General features: G+C 46.2%; 7 protein-coding genes. 4 read left to right on the forward strand and 3 right to left on the reverse strand.

What is annotated here, in order from left to right; translation table 11 throughout:
• From QUA90_RS17800 to ppsA, 3 genes are all read right to left on the reverse strand, one after another.
• Nucleotides 1-4,958, reverse strand: a 4,958-nt coding sequence (locus QUA90_RS17800) for a DUF4347 domain-containing protein (protein WP_333446843.1), incomplete at its 3' end; no start/stop codon positions are given.
• Between the two features lie 1,609 nt (nucleotides 4,959-6,567).
• A complete protein-coding gene (locus QUA90_RS17805) occupies nucleotides 6,568-6,888 on the reverse strand; it encodes a DUF6464 family protein (protein WP_333328996.1) in 321 nt (106 codons plus the stop codon).
• 257 nt (nucleotides 6,889-7,145) lie between these two features.
• Nucleotides 7,146-9,623 carry a phosphoenolpyruvate synthase gene (ppsA, locus tag QUA90_RS17810; RefSeq protein WP_333446845.1) on the reverse strand — a complete coding sequence of 826 codons (2,478 nt, stop codon included), beginning with the start codon at nucleotides 9,621-9,623 and terminating at the stop codon, nucleotides 7,146-7,148.
• Between the two features lie 262 nt (nucleotides 9,624-9,885).
• On the opposite strand from ppsA, the gene QUA90_RS17815 reads away from it, so the two are divergent.
• From QUA90_RS17815 to QUA90_RS17830, 4 genes are all read left to right on the forward strand, one after another.
• The gene (locus QUA90_RS17815; RefSeq protein ID WP_333328999.1) at nucleotides 9,886-10,017 is read left to right on the forward strand and encodes a hypothetical protein; all 132 of its coding nucleotides are present in this window, start codon (nucleotides 9,886-9,888) and stop codon (nucleotides 10,015-10,017) included.
• 495 nt (nucleotides 10,018-10,512) lie between these two features.
• The gene (locus tag QUA90_RS17820) at nucleotides 10,513-17,004 is read left to right on the forward strand and encodes a PAS domain S-box protein (protein WP_333446847.1); all 6,492 of its coding nucleotides are present in this window, start codon (nucleotides 10,513-10,515) and stop codon (nucleotides 17,002-17,004) included.
• Nucleotides 17,005-17,270: 266 nt separating this feature from the next.
• Entirely contained in the window at nucleotides 17,271-18,476 is a 1,206-nt protein-coding gene (locus QUA90_RS17825) for a hybrid sensor histidine kinase/response regulator (RefSeq protein WP_333446849.1), read from the forward strand.
• 680 nt (nucleotides 18,477-19,156) lie between these two features.
• Nucleotides 19,157-24,175 carry a PAS domain S-box protein gene (locus QUA90_RS17830; RefSeq protein ID WP_333446851.1) on the forward strand — a complete coding sequence of 1,673 codons (5,019 nt, stop codon included), beginning with the start codon at nucleotides 19,157-19,159 and terminating at the stop codon, nucleotides 24,173-24,175.
• Nucleotides 24,176-24,398: the final 223 nt, after the last annotated feature.

Genomic DNA, 24,398 nt, shown 5'->3' on the forward strand with positions numbered 1-24,398 from the left:
AGTATGGGCTCTGGCTGGGGTTGGATAAATGTGATTGGGGGCAGCAAGGGCAAGGGGTCGCAACCGCAACTGGTATCCGGTTCGGGTACTGGGTTGAAGATGGGGGTTGGTTCTGGCGCTGGTGTTGGTGTTGGTGTGGGTGTTGGTTCCGCCGTTGGTGTGGGTGTTGGTGTGGGTGTTGGTGTGGGTGTTGGTTCCGTCGTTGGTGTGGGTGTTGGTTCCGCCGTTGGTGTGGGTGTTGGTGTGGGTGTTGGTGTGGGTGTTGGTGTGGGTGTTGGTTCCACTGCGGGTGTGGGTATTGGTTCCGCCGCTGGTGTGGGTGTTGGTTCCGCCGCTGGTGTGGGTGTTGGTTCCGCCGCTGGTGTGGGTGTTGGTTCCGCCGTTGGTTCCGGCGCTGGTGTGGGTGTTGGTGGTGTCGGCACGGGTATCGGCGCGGGTATCGGCGCGGGTGCCGGTGTTGGTGGTGTCGGCACGGGTGTCGGCGTCGGTATCGGTCCCTTAAGGGGAATGAGAGAGACAGTGGCGACTGCCGCACTGGTGGCGCCGAGGTTATCTATAGCGCTGTAGGTGAAGTTAGCCCCTATGAAATTGTCCGATGCCTGGAAGAACAACTGGGTAATTTGCTCGGCTGTAAGGGTTTGACCTGCCGTGACCCGCACTCCTTGGCTGGGTTCGCCTAAGAACAGCGTGCCTTCATTCGCTGGCGGCAAGGTGTTTACGGTAAAGGAAACCACCGTCCCGTCTGGGTCGGTTCCTCCGAGTCCGGGGATGTTCACGGTTGTTCCCAGCAACACAGCGAGGCTGGAGTTGTTGGCGACGGGTGGCTGGTCGGTGGGAGGTAATAGGGCTAGCAGGGAGGCTGTAGCGGGGGCTGGACTAATAGCGCCGCGGCGGTCTGTGGCGCTGTAGGTAAAGTTGGTGGCTGCGAATTCGCTGGTTGCTTGGAAGAATAACTGGCTGATTTGAGTTGTGCTCAGTCTTTGGCCTGCAGTGACCCGGATTCCCTGGCTGGGGTTGCCCAAGAACAGGACGCCTTGATTTGCTGCCGGCAGGGTGTTGATAGTGAAGAATTCGATCGAGTCGTCAGGGTCTTTGGCCGTCAGCCCTGTGAGGTTGACGGTGCTGTTTGGCGCCAATGTCTTGCTGAAGTTTGTGGGTACTGGCGGGTAGTTGAACGCCAGGGAGACCAGAGAAACTGTGGCGGCAGGACTGCTGGCACCGAGATTGTCCTTGCTGCTGTAGGTAAAATTAGCTCCTGTGAAATTGCCGGCAGACTGGAAGAATAACTGCGTCATTTGCTCGGCTGTCAGGGTTTGACCAGCCGTGACGGCGACTCCCCCCGTTGCGGGGGCGCCCAAGAACAGGACGCCTTGATTTGCCGGCGGCAGGGTGCTGATGGTGAATGTAACCACTGTACCGTCTGAGTCTCTGCCTCCGAGCCCGCTAATTTGGACAATGCTGTTGGGCGCTAGCGCAGCGTTGCTGCTGTTGGCTGATGGAAGTTTGTTGGGTGTGGGCTGGGCGAGTAAAATGGCGGTGGTGACAGTGGCTCTGGACTCGGAACCGTTGTTATTGCTGGGTTTGGGGTCAAAAGTGGTCGATCGACTCTGGGAAGTATTGCTAATAGTGCCCGTCGCTGGAACGACTAATGTTACCTCGCGGTTGATGTTGCTGCCGCTAGTCAAACTGGGAATTGTTGGGAAGGTGACAACCCCTGTCACCGGGTCGTAAGTGCCGTTATCGGATGCGCTGACTCCCGTTAAACCGGGAATGATGCTGTCTGTAATCACTACGTTTTCAGCAGCATTGGGCCCATTGTTGGCGGTAGTTATAGTATAAGTCACGGAACTACCAGCAGGAGCAGATGTGAGACCGCTCTTGGACGTAACCAGGTCGGCCACAGGATCGATCGAGGTAATGACTTGACCCCCCGCTTCACCGGGCACTGCGACTGTCGAGCCGTTGTTGTTTGTTAAGTCCGGGTCAAAAGTGTCCGATCGACTTAATACAATGTTGGTGATGCTCGTCAGGGTAGGCGGGGGTACAAAAATTAGGCGGCGGGTGACACTGCTGCCGCTGGCTAAAGTCGCGATCGCTGGAAACTCGATCGCCCCTGTGGTTGGGTTGTAGGTTCCGCCATCGAATACGCTGACATTACTTAAGCCGGGAATCAGGCTGTCGGTGATGACTACGTTGGTCGCAGGACTCGGCCCGTTGTTGGTAGTAGTAATTGTATAAAGTAGCGTGTCGCCTACCTTGATGCTGGCCAGAGCCGTTTTTTGGGTGACAACATCGGCCACAGGATCGATCGATGTGGTGACGGTGGCGTTGGGGTTTGTACCGTTGTTGTTGGCCGGAGTGGAGTCGGGAGTGATGGAGGTACTTCTGGCCGTGTTGCTGATGGAAGTTAGGGTGGGCGGTACTGTGAACTCGATCGTCCGGGTGACAGTCTCCGCGTTGGCGATTGCCACGGGCGCGAAGGTGACAATGCCGGTTAGTGGATCGTAAACGCCGCCGTTCGATGCCGTGACTCCGGTTAACCCAGGAACTATGCTGTCCGTGATGGTTACAGCTTCTGCAGGACTCGGCCCTAAGTTGACTGTGGCGATCGTATAGCTGACCGAACTACCAGCAGTAGCACTCGTAGAGCCCGTTTTTGTGGTTGCGAGGTCGGCGTTGGGCGCAATACTTGTCGTAACCGTAGAGTTAGTGGGAGTGCCGTCTTTGTTGGTTGTCGAACCGTTGTTGTTAGTGACGATCGGATCGAAAGTCGCCGAACTGCTCCGGGCCGTGTTGCTGATGGCAGTAACGGTGGCTGGGGCACTGAAACTGACAGTGCGGGTCGCAGTAGCCGCATTTGCCAGCGCTGTCAGTGCTGGAAAGGTGACAATGCCCGAAACACGGTCGTAACTCCCCCCGTCCGATACGCTGACTTCTGTTAAACCCGGAATAATGCTGTCAGTGATGGTCACATCGGCAGCGGGGTCTGGGCCGATGTTAGTCGTAGTCAGCGTGTAGGTGACGCTTGACCCGGCCGAGGTAGTCACAGGGCCACTTTTGGTAGTAACTAAATCCGCGACTGTATCAACAACTGTGGTAGAGACTACACCAGGCCCCTCGATTTGCCCTGGCGCGAGTATACCGCTGTTGTTGCTGAGGTCGGGGTCGAAAGTCGAGCTAGTGCTGAATGCAACGTTGGCAAAACTGCTACCGCTGGTTAAACCGGGCGGCAAATCAATAGTCAGGGTGTAAGTCACAGTCTCACCCGCATTGAGAACCGGAATTAACGGCCAGGTGACAGCTTTCGTTTGGTTCACGTAAGTGCCGTTGTTGGAGGCAATCAGATCAGGCGGCAATCCGCCCGAAAACAGCAGTTCTAGAGGTATTTCGTCTTGAATCAGAACATTTGTAGCAGGCGCTGGCCCCCTGTTTACAGTAGTAATCGTGTAGGTAATGCTGCCTTCGGACTTGACGAACTGCGGGCCGGTCTTGATAGTGGCAACCTCAGCGGCGATACTGGGAGGATTGATAGTTTCAACTACCACGTTTTGAAGTTCGTGAATGTTGTTGGCGCCTCCTGTGGAACTGCCAAAACCAAATTTGAAAATTGGCGGTACTGGGCCGTTTTCGGTTGCCAAGTTGGGGATGTCGATCAATGTAGTTTCGTAGATGCCGTCGAATTTTTCATCGAAGGCAACGGTGAGGCGAGAGGGATTCACCGGATCATTAGATGGATTCAGCGTAATTTGAACGGCTCTTTTGGCTAAATTGCGATCGCTCGTGAACGTATTGCTGAAGTTAAAACTGCTGCCTGGTTGAGGGCCACTAAAGTCAATGGTCGTAGGAATGTTATCGATGCCGAAGGGAACGAAGGCATTTGTTAAAAACTGATAACCCTTTGCTTGATTTCCTCTAACAGTTACTGAATCTGGTCTGAAAGAACCAATAGAGGAGCCGAGAATCGGAGGCGGCTCAGGGCCAGAGCGCCCTTCTGTGGATGTTGAAAAATTGCCAAACTCGTCAAGCCCAATGCCTAAATAACCTCCCTCAATACCGGGTATACCCGTTCGTGGAGCGTAAGCCAGAGAACCGCCAAAACCCCCAGTCCTGGTTGGGCTAACAGTGCCGTCAATCAAGAAGAAACCCAGCCCGTCCCCGGGCTGAGGGCTAATAGAGGGTTGCGGAGACGGAAATTGCTGGTTTGAACCGTAAGAATAAAAATCAAACTGGACTCTGAGACCGTCGGTTGAAGGAATGGGGTTGTTGTAGATGACGAAGGCTTCCCGAAGGTTTACTGCTGGAGTTAATAGCAGAGCGCCATCGCCGGGACTTGCCCCGCCCAAAGCCGGAAGTACGCCGGATACAGTGCCTCCGGTAATGCCGGGGATAAGTTGCTCGGCTGCTGGAACCCCGCTGCTGGGATCAAACAGAGCCCCGTCGTTTCCCCCGTAAATCCAAGGCCCCCTAACTGTGGAGTTTTTGAAAGTTTCGTTAACTAATGTGCCGAGGGCGTAAGGGTAGGCTGCGAGCACTTCTTTTTCAATGGCGATTCTCGCTTTTATTTCCCCGGTCGCAAATTTTAATTGCCAGTCGCCGCCGAGTGCCGCACTCCCCGTCAAGTTGTCGGAAGCTGCAATATCTGCACCGGCAATCAAGCTGAGCCGCCGCACGAAGGCCTCGCCGCTTTCCCCCGCTGCGACGCTGCACCCGAATAACAAGATATCTCCTCTCTCGCTGAGGGCTTTTCCCCACTGCTGTAACAAATGGCTGTAGGTTTGTAAGTTGTCGTTGCAGAGTTCGATCGACCCTAGCTGCACCAGAGCTTCTCGACCGTGAGAAACTATCTGAAGGCTGTCTAAATCGCTGCAAACCGCCAAAATTCTAGTAATTTGCTCGACTCCATCCCGCGTCGAGTCCAGAACAAATACCTCTGTATCGGCTGTTGCTCCTCTTGCCAAGCTGTCCCTGTTCTCTACTCTGGCATCGAGAAACAGTACATTTTTTATATTCCGAGGAGGCAACCACGGGGGGTTTTCCCTTACTGTTGCTCGAAAAAATTCTCTGTGGGGATGCCCAATTCTCGTGCCGCCAGGAAGTTTCTGGGACAGGAAACACTCCTCTGTTTTTACTTGTTTTATTGGTTTTTTATGATGATAAGTTGCTCTTGTTCGGGATTTTGTGTCCGCAATCCTTGCGGTAGAGTCACCTATTTTAGGGGTGATAAAAATTGGTTTGTTGCAGATGCTTTGCATGGTAAAACTGTCTCACGGATTGTAGATGATGTACCCATTTCCAGATGATCATTATCACCTATTGAAATAAATTAATTGCCGAGTAAGAGGCTCTGCTGCTTGACTTGAATTTAGAGCAAAAAGCGAATTTTACTCAGCACAAAGCAGTCCTATTATATTGATATTTGATAGCCTTGCAAATATCGCTGGCAGAAGCGCTGAGGATTTGGGGTTTAAATCGCAATAATTTCTCTATCGGGGATATTTTGCCTTCGACTTTTTTCTTTTCTGTTAGCGAGTGTATCTGTTACACGCTTATCTCTTACATCGCGCAGTAGATAATAACACCAGTTCTCAAAAATTTACTTAATGAGGTTTTCTGTACATCGTCTAATGCACTTTATTTCCCGAGAAAATTCACTATTTCTAGACGTATAAACCTGGTTTGAGGGACGAAAAGACTTCTTTGCAGCCCTCGCTCCCGGTAAACAACTCGGTTTCTTTGGTTTTGGTGTACAAGCCCTGTTCACAATAGCCACCAGACATTAATTAGGGAGTGATAGCCGTCACATAATTATGGCGACCGTGCCCGAAGTGTCATTCAACTGAGATCTTTTACCATTCTCAATAACCCTTCTATGGGGGGGTTCTCCTGCCCAGCCCATAAGAAAATTCACTTGTGGAACAGGCCTGAAAGCCTATTCTTGAAAATGGTGCAACATATGAGATTCAATTGAAATCGGCATACCCTGTATCGACGAAGCGTCTTAAAAATTCATGACTTGCAGTCTGGAGATAGCAATCTAGGTTTGAGACTGTTTCGCTACGATCGCAAAAACAGATTAGTGCCGCCCAGAAGCAACTTCTCAAACTATCAACAAGCTAGTCTTCGAGCTGGTTTCTGTTTAAGATAAAAGCTCGGGACAATGTTTCGTGCAAAATTTTTCATGATGTTTTGGAGAAACTGATTTGGAGATTGGCCCCTCAGCTACTTACGATCTTTGTTGGCCAATTTTCTTAACTGCAGGAGTTACGCCCAGGAGACTAGAAACCCAATTTATTTCTAGATTTCTCGCCACCCAACCAAAATTTATCATCTAAACTTCGTTTCTGATCGTAAATCCTCAACTAAAAAAACACCGATCGCAATTCCCCTGTTATGGCAATTTTAACCACCAACTGTAACCAAGCAATAATGCTCGATTAGGTTTTAACTGCTGAGTTTGGGCGTGGGTCGTCCAAAAGAAGCTTCAACCATAATCCTTACACGTAAGTACATATTAACTCATTGATTATTACATCCGCAAATAGGCGTAGATACAAGCACGAATATAAGCTATATCTTTTCACCGCGAGCGTCAAGAGTTCTGGCTTGGTAGTACCGACAATCTTGACAGGGCCCAGAAGGATTGACCGCGCAGCGAATGTAATTAGAGCGGGCGTTATACTCGCAAGTGATATCGCCGATCGAATAACCGAGGCTTTGTATGTAAGTGCGATCGGCAGTTTGTAGTTGAGTTCGCATGGATCTATTCGCTACCGCCAGTCTGGCCGCAGCAATTCTATCGCGGGCTTGGCTCTGGGCAGAGCGCATCACCCACAAAGACAGCAGCGAGGGAGCTAAACCTATGAAAATAATCAGGAGAGCAGTTAGCACTTTTTCAGAGCTTATGTGGAGAATATTTGTTTTAATTTAGGCGATCGGCAACAAAAAATCCTCCTCGACAAGACGGTTTTAAATAAGAAAAGTTCCCGAGCAAGTCTCAAACTAGGCCACCCCTGTGTTAACCGTTAGCTGGCGACTGAGGAAGGCGAATTAAATAACTTACAATTTTAATTGTTATTGTGGGACGGGCGGGACGCCCATCCCACAAACTTTTTGAGAAACCCGGTTGCTCTCCAAAACCAAAACGGTTAAATCTTAGCAACATCCCCCGCTAAATCCATCAACGAACCCGCGCCTTCCACCTTAGCAACATCCAACAAAGTCTTCAAAACCGAATCGGGATTCAAACTAATCGAATCAATTCCCAACTCAACCAAGAAACGAGCAAACTCAGGATAATCGCTGGGCGCTTGACCGCAAATCCCAATCTTGCGATCGTACTTTTTGGCGGCTTTAATGGCAATTGCTACCATGCGCTTGACAGCTTCATTCCGTTCGTCAAAGATGTGGGCGACTAAAGCAGAATCCCGGTCTAATCCTAATGTTAGCTGAGTTAAATCGTTAGAGCCGATCGAGAATCCGTCAAAAACTTGGGCAAATTCGTCAGCAAATATGACATTGCTCGGCAATTCGCACATCACATACACTTGCAAGCCGTTCTCGCCCTTAACTAAACCGTGTTTTGCCATCTCGGCTAACACTTTTCGCCCTTCATCCGGGGTGCGACAAAATGGAATCATCGGAATCACATTTGTCAAGCCCATTTCGTCGCGAACTCGCTTTAATGCTTTGCATTCTAAAGCGTAAGCTTCGCGGTAATTTGGGTCGTAATAGCGAGAGGCGCCACGCCACCCGATCATCGGGTTTTCTTCCTTGGGTTCAAACTGCCGCCCTCCCAAAAGATTAGCATATTCGTTGCTCTTGAAATCGCTCATCCGCACGATAACTGGATTTGGATAAAATGCGGCGGCAATTGTGGCAATTCCGTGGGCGAGTTTGTCGGTGAAGAAATCGGGTTTGTGTTGGTAAAGTGCTGTCAGGTTTGCGATTTCTTCCTTGACAGATTCATCCACCAATTCGTCAAAGTGAATCAGTGCCAGCGGGTGTGCTTTAATGTGATTGGCAATGATGAATTCCAACCGCGCTAAGCCTACGCCGTCGCAAGGAATGGCTGATAAACCAAAGGCTTCTTCTGGGTTCCCGACATTCATTAAAATTTGAGTGCGGGTGCGGGGTAAATTCTCGATCGCAGTTTCTTGAATTTCAAAAGGAAGCAAACCGGCATAAACTTTGCCTTCGTCTCCTTCGGAACAAGAAACAGTGATTTCTTGCCCGTTTTTCAAGATTTGGGTGGCGTCGCCGGTGCCGACAATGGCGGGAATTCCCATTTCTCTGGCGATGATGGCGGCGTGACAAGTGCGGCCACCGGAATTGGTGACGATCGCACTTGCTTTTTTCATAATCGGTTCCCAATCCGGGTCTGTTTTGTTGGTAACTAAAACTTCTCCTGATTGAAATTCAGCGATTTTGTGAACATCTAAAATCACGCGGGCTTTTCCTTGTCCGATTGATTCGCCAACGGCGCGTCCTTTTGCTAAAATTGCACTGCTACCTTGCAATTTGTAGTTTCGCAAAACTTTAGCAGACTTTTGAGATTGTACTGTTTCGGGTCGCGCTTGGACAATAAACAATTCGCCGGTATTGCCGTCTTTTGCCCACTCAATGTCCATCGGAGTGTACGTCCCGCGCACTTTAGAGTAGTGATCTTCGATGACTACGGCCCATTTGGCTAGTTGCAGAATTTCATCATCTTGGATGGCAAATTTGTTTTTTTCAGCGGCGATCACGGAGACGTTTTTGGTGTATTTAGAACCGCCGATATCGTACACCATTTTGAGGGTTTTGCTGCCGAGGCGTTTGTCTAAAATCGGGCGAAAACCTTGTTTTAATGTTGGTTTAAAGACGAAGTATTCGTCGGGGTTGACGGTTCCTTGGACGACATTTTCGCCTAATCCGTAGGCGGCGGTGACTAATACGGCGTTTTTGAATCCGGTTTCGGTGTCGATGCTGAACATGACGCCGGAGGATGCTAAGTCCGATCGCACCATTTTTTGGACGCCGACTGATAGGGCGACTTCAAAGTGGTCGAAACCCCGCTGTTGGCGGTAGGAAATTGCGCGATCTGTGAATATGGAAGCAAAGCATTTGTGACAGCATTCGAGGACGCCAGCGCAAGCTTGGACGTTGAGGTAGGTTTCTTGCTGTCCGGCGAAACTGGCGTCGGGTAAGTCTTCGGCGGTGGCGGAGGAACGCACTGCTACGTCTGTACTGTCGCCGTAGCGATCGCACAATTTTTCGTAAGCATCCGCGATCGCCGCTTGGAGTTCTCGCGGAAATGGTGTGTCGAGAATCAGTGCCCGCGCTTGCTTGCCTTTTTGTCGCAGGTTCTGCAGATCTTCTACGTCTAAATCGGCAAAAATTTCGCGCAATTTAGCTTCTAAACCCGCTGACTGGATGAAGTACCGGTAAGCGTATGCTGTAGTTGCAAATCCGTTGGGAACTCTAACTCCTTGGGGGCTTAACTGTTGAATCATTTCGCCCAAAGAAGCATTTTTTCCCCCTACTAATGGGATGTCGGCGATACCGACTTCATCAAACAACAATACTAAGGCTTTTTCTTTGGGAATTAAACCGGGTTTTTGTTCAATTGCTAAATTGTCGAGCATTGCTTTTTTCCTCTCAACTTCAGCTCATTTCGGTCAAAGGACAGTAAACAAAAGACAGTTTATTGGGAATTGTAATTTTGTTACAAAAATTCTCAATTTTTTTCCTAGGCTGTATCAACCGAATTTTCGATTGCCTCTATTTCAAGACTATCACTTTTTGGCTAAATAGCAAGGCCTGTGGAGATGTTTTATTTGATTGCAAAAAGTAAAGAAATTCCAGTAATGAGTTTATGTAAGGTATTATAAAAGAAGTGGTAAAAATATGAATAGCGAAGATAGTTCCCACGGCTTTTTTGGCGTTGAGCGCTCATGGGTGTGGGGATATAGCTTGGATTGTGTTGGTAGCGGAATCCAAGGGCAACAAAGGGTGGGATTCGATCGCGCGATCGGCTGAACCCGCCCAAAAACCGATACTTATTTTCCGACAAGAGTCCTGAGTCGCCGAAAATTGGAGATTCTAGTTCCACATCCCCGATTCATCTGTGGACTAAATCTAAAATCTAACATCGTGTCACAGGGGCGATCGCCCAGAAAAATACTACGCCGCTGAGTTTCCTCCTGAAACCCAGCTTCTAAAAACCATAAAAATTTTCTCTCTGATTGCGTTAGCCTACTTAGAGGAAAAACACAATCGCATAGATATCAGATATTGTACCATTTTCAATAAGCCTTTTAATGGCTGGTCAGAAGAGCCCCTCCTAAGAAAATTGACTCTTGGTGAAATGGGCCAGAAAGCCAGTTGTTGATAACCGTTCAACATCTGAGATCAAGTGCATTGTAATTGTTGAACCAAAGATTTTTTAACTGGTAACGGCAGGATTTGTGGCTAGACAATTCTTTATATGCTATAATAGTTGGCTACACTGCCTTCTGACAAAAAATAAGGTATATGATATCAGTTTTGAGCCCACCCGCAAAGCGAAACGGCTTTAAAGTTCTTCTGGTCGAAGACAATCAAGCAGAAGCCGATCTGATCGAAGAATTATTATTAGAAACAAATGTCAGTAGAGCCGAACCCCAAAGGCTATCAGTAAGTTGTACAGACCGTCTCAGCAAAGCGCAGCAACTTTTGGTCAGCGAACATTTTGATGTGATTTTACTAGATCTTTCGCTGCCCGATAGCCAAGACTTAAATACAATTGTCAAAATACAAGAATATAGCCTAAATACTCCGATTGTCGTACTGACTGCCCGCAACGATGAAGAGCTTGCCGTGCAGTCAATCCAAGCCGGAGCTCAAGATTATCTAGTGAAGCGAAAAATCGACAGCGAAGTGTTAATTAGATCGCTGCGTTACGCAGTCGAGAGACAGCACAACCAAGAAGCTTTGCGAAAAAGTGAAGAAAAATATCGCTCGGTAGTCGAGAATTCTCTCGTCGGAATTGCGATTCTTGCTCCTCCGAATTCCCCCTCAGCCCCAGAAAAATACGAGTGGTTAGAAGTAAACGATGCTTTGTGCGATTTGCTGGGATACGATCGCCAAGACTTTTTGCACGAGAATTGCGAGATGTGGGGTTTTCCTGAAGACTTGCAGGCAAGTTTAGAGCAGTTAAATAAAATTTTGGCAGGGGAGAGTGAAGGCTATGTTTTAGACCAAAGGTGGCGCAGAAAAGACGGAAAAATAGTTTATACTAGAGTTTCCCTGCGCTGTATTCGCGCCCTAGACGGCTCGATCGACCACCTGATTAAAGTAGTCTTGGACGTGAGCGATCGCTACCGTTACGAAGCTCAATTAAAAGCATCAGAAGAGTTTTTAAATCACACGATTAATTCTACTCCTGACCCGATTTTTGTCAAAGATGAGCAGCACAGATGGATCGTATTAAACGATGCTTTTTGCAATTTAATAGGCCAAAGGCGATCGGAACTGATTGGCAAGTCAGGATACGATTTTTTACCCCCAGCACAAGCGGCTTTTTTTGGGCAACGAGACCAGCAAGTATTGCAAAGAAGTCTTGCTGAGGAAACAGAAGAATTGTTTACCGATGGCGGCGGTCAAGAACGCATTATATCTACTAAAAAAACAGTATTTAAAAAAGCCGACGGGACTAAAATGTTGGTCGGAACAATGCGAGATGTGACTGACTACAAACGCCAGCAAATAGCGTTGCAGGAAAGCGAAGCTCGATTTCAAATAATGACGGACAACGTGCCGGGAATGATTTATCAATATCGGCTTTATGGAAATGGTAAAACATCTTTTACTTACGTTTCCTCGGGCAGTTGGCAGCTATACAATTTAAAGCCAGAACAAATAGAAGAAAATGCCACGTTGGCTTTTGCAACAGTTCACCCCGACGACATCTCAGACTTGCAGCGATCGATCGCAACTTCAGCGGCGACTCAGCAAGCTTGGCAACACCAGTGGCGGCAAGTTATGGGAGATCGAGTGAAATGGCTGCAAGGCGCGTCAAAGCCAGAAAAGCAAGCCAACGGCGATATAGTTTGGGACGGTTTGGTGATGGATGTTACGGAATTGAAACAAACCCAGCAAGACCGCGATCGATTTTTTAATCTCTCGCTGGATTTACTTTGCATTGCAGGTTTTGATGGCTATTTCAAACGCTTAAACCCCGCTTGGTCAAATGTATTAGGTTATAGCAGTGATGAAATCTTAGCCAAACCTTTGATAGAATTCGTCCATCCAGAAGACCTAGAAATTACTGTAGCGGAATTAGAAAAACTTAAAAAAAGCCACCCCGTTATTAGCTTAGAAAACCGCTATCTTTGTCAAGATGGCACTTATAAATGGCTGTCGTGGACAGCATCGCCGTTTGCAGAAGAAGGTTTGATTTATGCAGTGGCTCGCGACGTTACATTTAGCAAGCAAGCTGAAGCTGAATTGCGTAAGAGCGAAGCCACTAACCGCGCTCTTTTAAATGCGATACCAGACATGATATTTCGCTGTCGGGCAGACGGCACTTTTGTAGACTTCAAGCCTGCCAAAGATTTCGAGAATATCCTCCCACAAAAAGCACTAATCGGCAAAAAAGCACAAGACATATTGCCGACTGCTTTTGCTGACAAAATCTTGTCTGGCCATCAACAAGCGATCGCCACTGGCGAGATTCAAGTTGTAGAATATCAAATGCCCGTTAATGATGAACTGTACGATTTTGAAGCGAGAATTGTTTTCTGCACGGATGACGAAATTATCGCGATCGTCCGCGACATCACCAATCGCAAACGTTTCGAGTCAAAACTCCACCGACAAACAGCGGCAATGGCTGCCGCTTCCGAAGGTATAGCCATAATCGATAGCGACGGACTGTTGATTTATTGCAACGCAGCCCGACTAAAAATCTACGGTTACGACTCTCTCGAAGAACTGTTAGGCAAAAATTGGAAAATATTCTACGAAGGTGCAGAACAGCAGAGGTTTGAGCAAGAAGTTGTGCCTAATTTAGTGCAGAAAGGTTGGTACATGACTGAAGCAGTAGGATGCCGCCGCGACGGATCGAAGGTTCCTCTAGATGTATCGCTGACAATGCTGCCCGACGGGGAAATCATTTGCATTGTTCGCGATATTTCCCAAAGAAAAAAAACAGAAGCAGCACTGCGGGAAAGCCAGCGGTTCGCTCAGCAAATTGCTGGGGCCAGTCCTAATATTTTGTATGTTTGTGACTTAATTGAAAAAAAAAATATCTATGCTAACGCTTCTATATACCACATTCTTGGCTATACAGTAGAGGAGATTCAGGGAATGGGGCCGTGGATGATGTCAACTTTAATCCACCCCGAAGATTCAATAAAAATGCCTGATTATTTACAGCAAGTTGAAACAGGCAGCGAAGGGGATATCTTTGAAATTGAATACAGAATTAGGCACAAGGATGGTTCTTGGCACTGGATGGTTAGCCGAGATACTGTATTTGCGAAAACAGCAGACGGTAAGTTAAAACAAATTCTCGGTACGGGAACTGATATTACAGAAAGCAAGCAAGCAGAAGATGAAATAAAGCTGTTGCTGGCAGCAACTCAAGCCATTAGTCAGTCGGCCGATTTTCACAGCGCCCTTCCAGATATCCTGCGGTTGCTGTGCAATGCGATTGGCTGGAATTTTGCGGAAGCTTGGATACCGAGTGCTAACGGTACTTATTTGGAACACAGCGAAACTTGGTACGCTAGCGATCGCGATTTAGATAGGTTCGGCCGCGAAAGTAAAAAAATTAGATTCGCCGCCGGTGTGGCAGTACCTGGACGGATTTGGTCAACCAGAAATGTAGAATGGATTGAAGATATTTCTCTAGCCAAAAATCATCTTTTTGCCCGATCGCAAATGGCGGCATCAGTCGGATTGAAAGGTTGTTTCGGAGTGCCAATTCACACTAGCTCAGAGGTGTTGGCAGTGTTAGTATTCTGCAAGCGCGACCGCTCGATTATGGAACCGCGTATTGTAGAGTTGGTCAAGGCTGTAGCGACTCAGTTGGGCGATCATATTCAGCGCAAACAAGCCGAAGAAGAATTGCGTAAAAGTGAAGAACGCTGGCAGTTAGTTCTCAAAGGCAATCAAGACGGAATTTGGGATCTGAATCTTCAAACAAATGAAGCTTTTCGATCGGCCCGCTGGCAAGAAATTATTGGTTACACAGACGGCGAAATCGACAGCACCAACAGCGCATGGATCGAGCGCATCCATCCAGACGATCGCTCACGAGTGCAAGCAGCGATTCAAGGTTATCTCGATCGCCAAACCCCCTATTACGCCGCCGAATACCGCTTGCAGTGCAAAGACGGTAGCTATAAGTGGGTGCTCGCCCGCGCTCAAGCAGTGTGGGACGAAGCCGGAAACCCTCTGCGGATGGTGGGTTCGATGACGGATATTAGCGATCGCAAAGCAGCAGAATTAGCTTTACTGCAGGTCACTCAAGCCGTCGAAAGTACCAGCGACGCGATCGTGATCGCCGACTTAAAAGGGCGGTCTATTTACCACAATCAAGCCTTCATTCAGCGCTACGGCTACACGGTGGAAGAACTCAATGATATTGGCGATATGACTGCGCTTTATGTCCGGCATAAAAATTACAAACAAATCTATAAAAGCCTTCGCAAAGGTCGCTCTTGGTGTGGCGAAGTTGCACTGCAAACTAAGAGCGGCGAAGCAGTAACTGCTCTGGTGCGAGCCGACAGTATTCAAGATATTAATGGAAATTACATCGGCTTAATTGCAGTAATTACCGACATCACAAAACGCAAAGAATCAGAACTAATTTTGCGCCAAAAGTTAAAGCGCGAACAGTTGGCAGTAGCCATGCTGGAACGCATTAGATCTTCTCTAAATCTCGAAGAAATTCTTACCAAAAGTGTCGAAGAAGTGCGGCATTTTTTGCAAGTAGACCGCACTGTTATTTACCAATTCAATCCGGATTGGAGCGGGTTTATCGCTGTCGAGTCAGTTGCCGAAAATTGCCGACCAATTGTAGGAATGGAAATTTATGACCCCTGTTTTGGGGCAGCCTACGTTCCTCTTTACCAAGACGGCAGAATTAAAGCCATAGAAGATGTTCACAATGCCGGCCTGGCCGACTGCCACTTGGCTTTGTTGACTCGGCTCGATGTGAGAGCGAATATGGTAGTGCCGATTTTGCAAGGCGAAAACTTGTGGGGGCTGTTAATTGCCCACCACTGCACGGGCCCGCGTCCCTGGCAACAATTGGAGGGAGAGTGCCTAAAACAATTGGGGGTGCAGTTGGCGATCGCCATTCAGCAATCGATGCTATTTGAACAAGCACAAACCGAAATTGCCGATCGCAAACTTGCAGAAGCCGCCCTGCAATTAGCTAAAGAAGCCGCCGAATCCGCCAACCGCGCTAAAAGCGACTTTCTCGCCAACATGAGCCACGAATTGCGGACGCCTTTGAACGGGATTTTGGGATACATCCAACTGCTCAAAGTCGATAAAAACTTTACCGCCGATCAGCAGGAAAGTCTTAACAACATTCACCAGTGCGGCAACCACCTGCTGATGCTGATTAATGATGTTTTAGACCTCTCAAAAATCGAAGCTAGTAAAATGGATCTGTCGCTGACAAACGTGCATTTTTCCAGTTTTGTGAAAAGTATTATTGATTTGTTCCAGATGCGCTCTGCTCAAAAAGGAATTGCCTTTAATTACGAGCAGATGTCAGCGCTGCCAGACGGCATTTTGGCAGACGAAAAAAGGTTGCGTCAAGTTTTGATTAATTTGCTCAGCAATGCCGTTAAGTTTACGAACAGCGGCAGCGTTACATTCAAAGTCGGTTATGCAGAAAATTTCCCCGATAATTATCCTCAAACTACCTGCGAAAATTCTAGTTTGACAGCGGAGATTGCGACTCAAACGATAAATTTGACCGGGAATATAGACGCGCAGCAAATGTCGAACCCGTCGCTAGGCACAACAGAAGCGCGCGAGGTGATAACAGCAGAAAATATCGGCCGTACCCCTACCCCTAAAATTCGCTTTCAAATCGAAGATACCGGCATTGGCATCGGGCAGAATAAATTAGAAGAAATATTTTTGCCTTTTCATCAAGTGGGCGATCATAACAATTTCGTTGAAGGTACGGGACTGGGACTTTCCATCAGCCAAAAATTAGCCAAAATGATGGGCAGCCAAATTCGCGTCCAAAGTACCTCCGGCAAAGGCAGTATATTTTGGGTGGATCTAGACTTGCCCGCAGTCGCCCAGTCTTCTGAACTCCCCTCCCGGCAAGAAAAAAGGCGGCTTATCGGTTTTACCGGCCCCCAGCGGAAAGTGCTAATCGTGGACGATCACGAAGTAAATCGCGCCATGTTGCACAGGCTACTTTTTCATTTAGGCTTTGAAATTGCAGAAGCTACAGACGGCGAAGACTGCTTGCACAAAGCACAGGAATTTCTACCGGATATAATTTTAATGGATTTGCTGATGCCCGTCATGAACGGTTGGGAAGCTACCAGGCGGCTGCGACAGTTGCCGGAATTAAAAAATACGGTTATCCTTGCTTTGTCTGCTAACGTTTACGAGACTACCAAGAAAGAGAGCATACTTGCAGGTTGCGATAATTTTCTCACCAAGCCGATTCAAACTAACGAGCTTTTAGAATTATTGCGCCTGCATTTGAGACTAGAATGGGTTTACGAAGAAAGATCAAAAACCAAAAAGCGGAAAGCTCAAACTGCAAAAGCATCCTCTGAGATTGCTGCTGCTGACTCAACGATGGTTTCTCCTGCCTCAGAGTCAGTGCTGGCAATGTTAAGATTTGCTGCAATGGGGGATATTGAAGCTATTCTAGAAGAAACTGCTCAACTAGAAAATTCCGATCCGAAATTAGTGCCTTTCGTTCATCACCTGCGCCAACTTGCTAAAGGATTTCAGCTCAAGCAAATTCGAGATTTTTTGAAGCAACATTTGTCCTAAAATTGACGGTAGCTAACAGACAACTCAAAATCAGTTAAATCTCTGATCTTGCACCATTGTCAGCAACAGGCTTTCCGGCTTGTTCCACAGAGACTGAATTTCTTGTGGGGTGGGCAGGAGAACCCGCTTACAAAAGAAAAGAGTGATTGCAAATAAAGGCATCTAGGAAGCAACCGGATTTCTAGAGCCGCAGAAAATCACTTGAACCCGATTTAAACTCGCAAACTACAACTCAAAACTCAAAAATTTGAATATTTCCCTTGAATATGAACGATAAGAATTCAGAAAGAAGCATCATACTAATTGTCGATGACAACCAAACAAATCTTGACGTACTTTTCGAGTTGTTAAGGAATTACGGGTTTAAAGTATTAGTGGCTCTAGACGGCGAAAGTGCGATCGAGCAAATTGACTACATCCATCCCGACTTGATTCTTTTGGATATCATGATGCCAGGAATTGACGGTTTTGAAACTTGCCGACGTTTGAAAGCAGACCCGTCAACGCAAGATATTCCCATCATCTTCATGAGCGCCCTTTCCGATACGCCTGATAAAGTAAAAGGCTTTCAGACAGGAGCAGTTGACTACATCACTAAGCCTTTCCAGCACGAAGAAGTTTTGAGCCGCATTCAAACCCACTTGACAATCCGCAGCTTGCAAAAAAAACTTGAAGAAAAAAACCTCGAACTTGCCCACCTCAACCAAAACCTGGAAAAACTTGTTGAACAAAAAACCAAGCAATTAATAAACCAGGAAAAAACAGCCATCATCGGACGTTTGACTCAGGGCATGGTTCACAACCTCAAAAGTCCCCTGCAAGTGATCCAGACTAGCGTCGATTTGATTGAAACAAAAGCCACACAAATTCAAGAAGACTCTCTGTTTAACTATACTAAGTATATTTTTCAAGCAGTCACAAAAATCAATCAGATCATGGATACTCTGATGATGAAAAGCCGAAACGAGCAAAAGCAAGATATGCACCCGGTGAATATCAATGATTTAGTGCAGCGAGAAATTCAGCTATTGGAAGGCAACCTGTATTTTAAAAATAAGATTAGAAAAAAATACTTTTATGACGAAGAAATTGCTAGTATTCCCTTAATTTATTCCTATATTTCTCAAGTATTTTATAATTTAATCAATAATGCAATGGATGCTATGTGGGAAAAGAAAAGCAGAGAAATAACTATCGTGACTCGGCAAGACGACTTGAACATATACATGGATATTGCAGATACGGGATGCGGCATATCATCTGAAGATTTGCCAAAAGTTTTTGACCCTTTTTACACATCCAAGCCGCCTAAAGGCGAGGAAAAAAACGCAGGCGAACCGACAGGAACTGGTCTAGGACTTTATACTTGTATTGAACTTTTAAAACCTTTTAACGGTGAGATTGCTATTAGCAGCAATGTCGGTCAAGGCAGCGTGTTTACAGTTGTGCTGCCCAAACCGCAGACAAATTGAGCGACTCAACTGAGTTAAATTATGTCGGGTTAGACAACCATAATTAAGTTTGTAATTAAATTTGTAGCAAGGAATGCAAGTATTGGTTACTCGATCAAGAGGGGACTTGCATTGCTCAATACAAACAAGCGCTAATTGCAGGCAATTAACCGGACACAATCTCAGAGCGTATTTTGTAAATCAACGGTAATTCTCGTAGCTTAGTAATACCATTTTAAAAAGTAATAATTTAACTTTAGGCAAGCTTTAAGCGGCTATTTAAAATCTAAAATTTCAAAGGCCATCAGCAATGCCAATCCTGATTACTCCGCGTTCTTTTGACTTGCCTCTTGCTATTCCCCTGCCAAAGGTTGTAAATTAAAATAGAGTTGAGTTGCAATATTTGTAAGACTATGATAATTTTGGGCCACTAGGTTTGGGGCCAGGCGGAAAACTTGCAGCGAACAACTCAATTCTACAAATAAATCTGGGTGGTCTGCAAGCACACAGCGCACTCTAAAGCGTGTGCTTCAAGTTCCCCAATCATCAGCCAGGTAGCTGCATCCGTTGCTGAGATTTTATAATTACTAAAAAATAGCAAAAGGATAGCAGTAAAAAAATGCTACTGTACGCAAGAACCCAACTGCGATAGTCATCAGTCATTCCAAATCTCAAATCAAAAATATAAAATATAAAATGGTATGACATCTGTTTTTGAGTCAACTTTAACGCCTGGTTTAAAAATTCTTTTAGTAGAAGATTGTGCAGAAGATGCAGAATTCATTCAAGAACTGCTGTCTGAACCCCAACTAAGACAATCAATTGATCTCACCAATGTAGTTCGCCTCCGGCAAGCGATAGAAATTTTAAGCGACAAAATTTTTGATGTAATTTTATTAGATCTTTCACTTCCTGACAGCCCAAAATTTAATACTTTTTTCCGACTTCAAGATTGCGGTCTCACTACTCCGATCGTCATTCTGACAGCGGCCGATGACGAAGAACTGGCTGTGGAGTTAATTGCCGCCGGGGCCCAAGATTATCTGGTGAAAAGACAGGTAGACAGCCGGCTGCTGGTACGGACGCTTAGGTGCGCGATCGCCCGCCAGAAACGGCAAGCAGAATGGCAAAAAAGTCAAGAAAAATACCAGCAGGTTGTTGGCAATATCAAAGAAGTCGTTTTTGAAACAAATACTGCTGGCAATTGGACTTTTCTCAATCCGGCTTGGACGGAAATTACCGGATTTACCGTTGATGAAAGCTTAGGAACTTCCTGTTTGAGTTACATTCATTCTGAGGATCAACACCAATATTTAAATTCGTTTAGAGGTCGGAGACCAAATCAACAAATATCCTGTTGTTATCAAAGTCGATATGTTACCAAAAATGGGGAAATTCGGTGGGTGGAAGTGCAAGAATTTTTTATTTTTGGCGGGAACGGCGAGGCGCAGGGGACGACAGGAACTATCAATGATATTACAGATAAAATTTTAGCACTTTCCAAACTAGAAGCTAGTAAAAAGTTTTTGAATTATACAATCGACGCAGTTGCAGACCCACTTTTTGTCAAGGATGAACAGCACCGCTGGATACTGTTAAATGATGCTTTTTGCAAGCTGATCGGGAAGCAGCGCGAGGAACTACTGGGCAAATCAGATTATGACTTTTTCCCCAAACAAGAAGCTGAGATTTTTTGGCATAGTGACCAACAAGTGTTTAAGACGGGCAAAGAAAACGAGAGTGAGGAAATATTTACGGACGCCAACGGTGCAAAACATATTCTGTCTACTAAAAAAACTGTCTTTGAAAATAGTGATGGCAGTAAAATTCTCGTCGGGATAATTCGAGATATCACTGAGGATAGGCGCAAACAATTAGCGCAGCAAGAAAGCGAAGCTAGACTGCGGCAACTTGCTGCCAATTTACCGGGAATAATTTATCAATTTCGTCTCTCAACCGACGGCAAAAAAAGTTTTCCTTATATTTCGTCGGGCAGCAACTATTTATTTGAATTGGAACCAGAAAATATTCAGCAGAATCCTCAACTCCTTTTTGATTTTGTTCATCCAGATGATCGTCAAAAATTTGAAGAATCTATTGCTGTTTCTGCGGCTAGTATGCAGCCCTGGCAGCAGGAATGGCGTGCGATTGTACCGTCGGGAAAACTTAAGTGGATGCAAGGGGTTTCGAGACCGGAACGAGTTGATCGTCCGACGGAAATAGGACAGGAAGGGGATATAGTTTGGGAAGGCATGGTGCTGGATATTACTGATTTAAAACAGGCAGAAGCCGCTTTGCGGGAGAGCGAAGCGAGATTTCGATCGCTCGTTGAGAATATCCCAGGCGCTATCTGCCGCAGCTTGTACGATGCTGAGTGGACGATGGTATTTATTAGCGATGAAATCGAGGTAATTAGTGGATATCCTGCTGGGGATTTTATTCGCAACAACCCCTTGAGTTTTGCGACCATTGTCCACGAGGCAGACAAGGAAATGGTCGATCGACAAATCAGCGCAGCAGTAGAGTCGAAACAGCCGTACAATCTAGAATACCGCATTGTTCGCGATGACGGGGCGGTGCGGTGGATGTCGGAAAGAGGTAGGCCAACTTACAATCTGGAAGGGCTGGTTTTGTGGCTCGACAGAGCGATTTTTGATATTACCGATCGCAAACAAGCCGAAATGACTCTGTGCCTGGTAACTCAAGCTGTAGACAGCGCTAGTGATGCGATCGCGATCGCAGATTTGGATGGTTATTCCGTTTATCACAATCAAGCATTTATTCAGCGCTACGGCTATACAGTTGATGAACTAAATAATGCCGGAGGCCCAGCAGTAATGTACCCCAAATCTCAAGATTTGAGAAAGTTATTTAGGGTGCTGCGAAAAGGTTTTTCCTGGGCAAGGGAAATAGAAATTAAAAGTAAAAATGGCGATATTATAGAAACTTTTTTGCGAGCTGACTGCATTCAAGATAGCGCTAGTCAGCCGATAGGAATGATAGCCATAATTGCCGATCTCACAGAAATAAAACGCACTGAATCGGCATTAAAACTCAGTCAAGAGCGATTGCAGTTGGCGGTTTCAGGCAGCTCTTTGGGCTTGTGGGATTGGAATATAGCTACTGGCGAAACTTATTTCGACTTTTATTGGAAATCAATGCTAGGCTACGCAGAATCCGAAATTGAAAATAACCTCAAAGGTTGGGAAAGTTTGGTGCATCCAGAAGACCGAGCGAAGGTAATGGAATGTTTAAATTTCTATTTGGAAGGTGAGACTGATATCTATGAATTTGAATTTCGGATGCTCAACAAAGCGGGCAATTGGCAGTGGATTCTGGCTATGGGCAAGGTGGTCGAGTACGACGAATGGGGTGCGCCGTTGCGGATAACAGGCACTCATAAAGATATCAGCACCCGCGTTGCAGCCGAAGCCGAAAAAACTCAGTTGATCGCATCTTTGCAACAACTTGCCGAACAGTTGCAAGAAGCACAAAAAATTGCCCGCATCGGCAATTGGGAATTGGATATTGAGGCAGGAATTATTACTTGGTCGGAAGAACTATTTCGACTTTACGGTAGAGAATTGAATCAGCCGCCGACAATGGAAGAACTTTTAGAGCAAATTCATTCCGATGACAAAGAAAATTTTACACAAGTTGTGCAAAACGCAGTGACTGAAGGGACAGCTTACGACATCGACCACCGCATCTGTTTTCCATCAGGAGAAATTAGGCACGTTAACGCTAAAGGAAAAGCTGTTAAAAATGAGTTGGGTCAGGTGGTGCGGCTGTGTGGCACGGCAATGGACATTAGCCATCGCAAAAAAGCAGAAATTGCTTTACAAGAAAGCGAACAGCGATTTCGAGCTGTATTTGAACAAGCGGCGATTGGCATTGTTAAAGTGTGGCGCGACGGTCAATTTTTGAATGCCAATCAAGGCTTTTGTAATATTGTGGGATACTCAGAATTGGAGCTGAAAGCGCGAAATGTTGGGGATATTTCTCACCCCGAAGATGTAGCAGCAGATGTCGAGTCGCGCGACAGACTGTTAGCTGGGGAAATTTTTAATTATTCCATTGAGAAACGCTTTATTCGCAAAGACGGTTCATTTGTTTGGACTAATATGACGGTATCTTTAGTGCGGGATGGGTTTGGGGAACCTAGCTATGTAATTGCTGTGATTGAAGATATTAGCGCTCGCAAACTTGCTGAGGCTATCTTGCGCCAGCAATTAAAGCGAGAACGCCTGGTGGTAAAAATGCTGGAACGCATTCGCTCTTCTCTCAATTTAGAAGAAATTTTGACAAAAACTGTTGCTGAAGTACGGCAATTTTTGCAAACAGACCGGACAGTTATTTATCAGTTTAATCCCGATTGGAGCGGTTTTGTAACAGTCGAGTCTGTGGGCAAAACTTGGCTGGCTATTCAGGGAATAACTATTGACGATTCCTGCTTTGAAGACAGCTATGCTTCTGCTTACGAACACGGTCGTGCTGTAGCTGTCGATGATATTTACCAAGCTAATCTTTCCGAGTGCTACATTAATTTATTAAGTCAATTTCAGGTGCGAGCTAATTTAGTAGTGCCGATTTTGCAAGGCGAGAAATTGTGGGGGCTATTGATTGCCCACGAGTGCGCGGGCCCCCGCCACTGGCTGGAAATTGAGGTCGAGTGTCTCAAACAAATTAGCGTGCAGTTGGCGATCGCGATCCAGCAATCAATGCTGTTTGAGCAAGCACAAAGTGAAATTGCCGATCGCAAACAAGCCGAGTCAGCTTTGCAGGAATCGGAAGCGCGAGAACGTTCAAAAGCGCTAGAGTTAGAAGCAGCTATTAACAAACTCCGAACGACTCAAGCTCAGCTCGTTCAAAATGAAAAAATGGTGAGTTTGGGTCAGTTAGTTGCTGGTGTTGCTCACGAAATTAATAATCCTGTTAGCTTTATTCACGGAAATATCAATCCGGCTCGCAATTACACTTTAGATTTGCTGGAATTGATTAAACTTTACAAGCATTACTTTCCTAATCCTCCAGCCAAAGTCTTGGCGAAAATGGATGAAATAGACTTGGATTATATTGCTGAGGATTTCCCGAAATTGTTTAATTCGATGCAAGTAGGAACCGAGCGAATTGTCGAGATTGTGAAATCGTTGCGTAATTTTTCCCGATTGGACGAGTCCGCTGGGAAGTCGGTTAACATTCACGAGGGAATTGATAGCACTTTGATGATTTTGCAAAATCGGTTAAAATCTCACAGCAGTTATGGAGAAATTCAGATATTTAAAGATTACCAACTATTGCCACCAATTGAATGTTTTCCGGGCGAGTTGAATCAGGTATTTATGAATATTTTAATTAATGCGATCGATGCTTTGGAAGAACGGGACAAGCAGCGTTCCATCGAGGAGTGCGATCGACATCCCAGCACGATCGCTATTCGCAGTTATCAGGCTGGTGCGGGCTTCGTAGCAGTATCGATTGCGGACAACGGGCGAGGGATACCGGAGTCCGTGCGATCGAGGCTGTTTGACCCGTTTTTCACGACTAAACCTGTGGGCAAGGGTACGGGTTTGGGACTGTCGATTTCTCACTCGATTATAGTCGATCGCCACGGCGGCAGATTGAGCTGTATTTCGACACCGGGAGAGGGAGCGGAGTTTGTGATTGAAATTCCAGTCAGACCGAATTTAACAACTACAAATTCAAATTTGGGGCAATAAATTAGCAATTGGTAATTAGAAATTGGGAAAGGGAAATGGGTAATATTTCACATCTTGCACCATTCTCAAAAACAGGCTTTCCGGCCTGTTCCACAAAGACTGAATTTTCTTGTGGAACAGGCCGGAAAGCCTGTTCCTAAACAAGTAATTGAGAAGGCTGCAACATCTCAGTAATATCAAATACCGTAATATCTGAATTATACTCTGCAAGTGAGAATTCTCC

The sequence above is a fragment of the Microcoleus sp. D3_18_C4 genome (genome assembly GCF_036702355.1).
In the GTDB taxonomy this organism is placed as follows: domain Bacteria; phylum Cyanobacteriota; class Cyanobacteriia; order Cyanobacteriales; family Microcoleaceae; genus Microcoleus.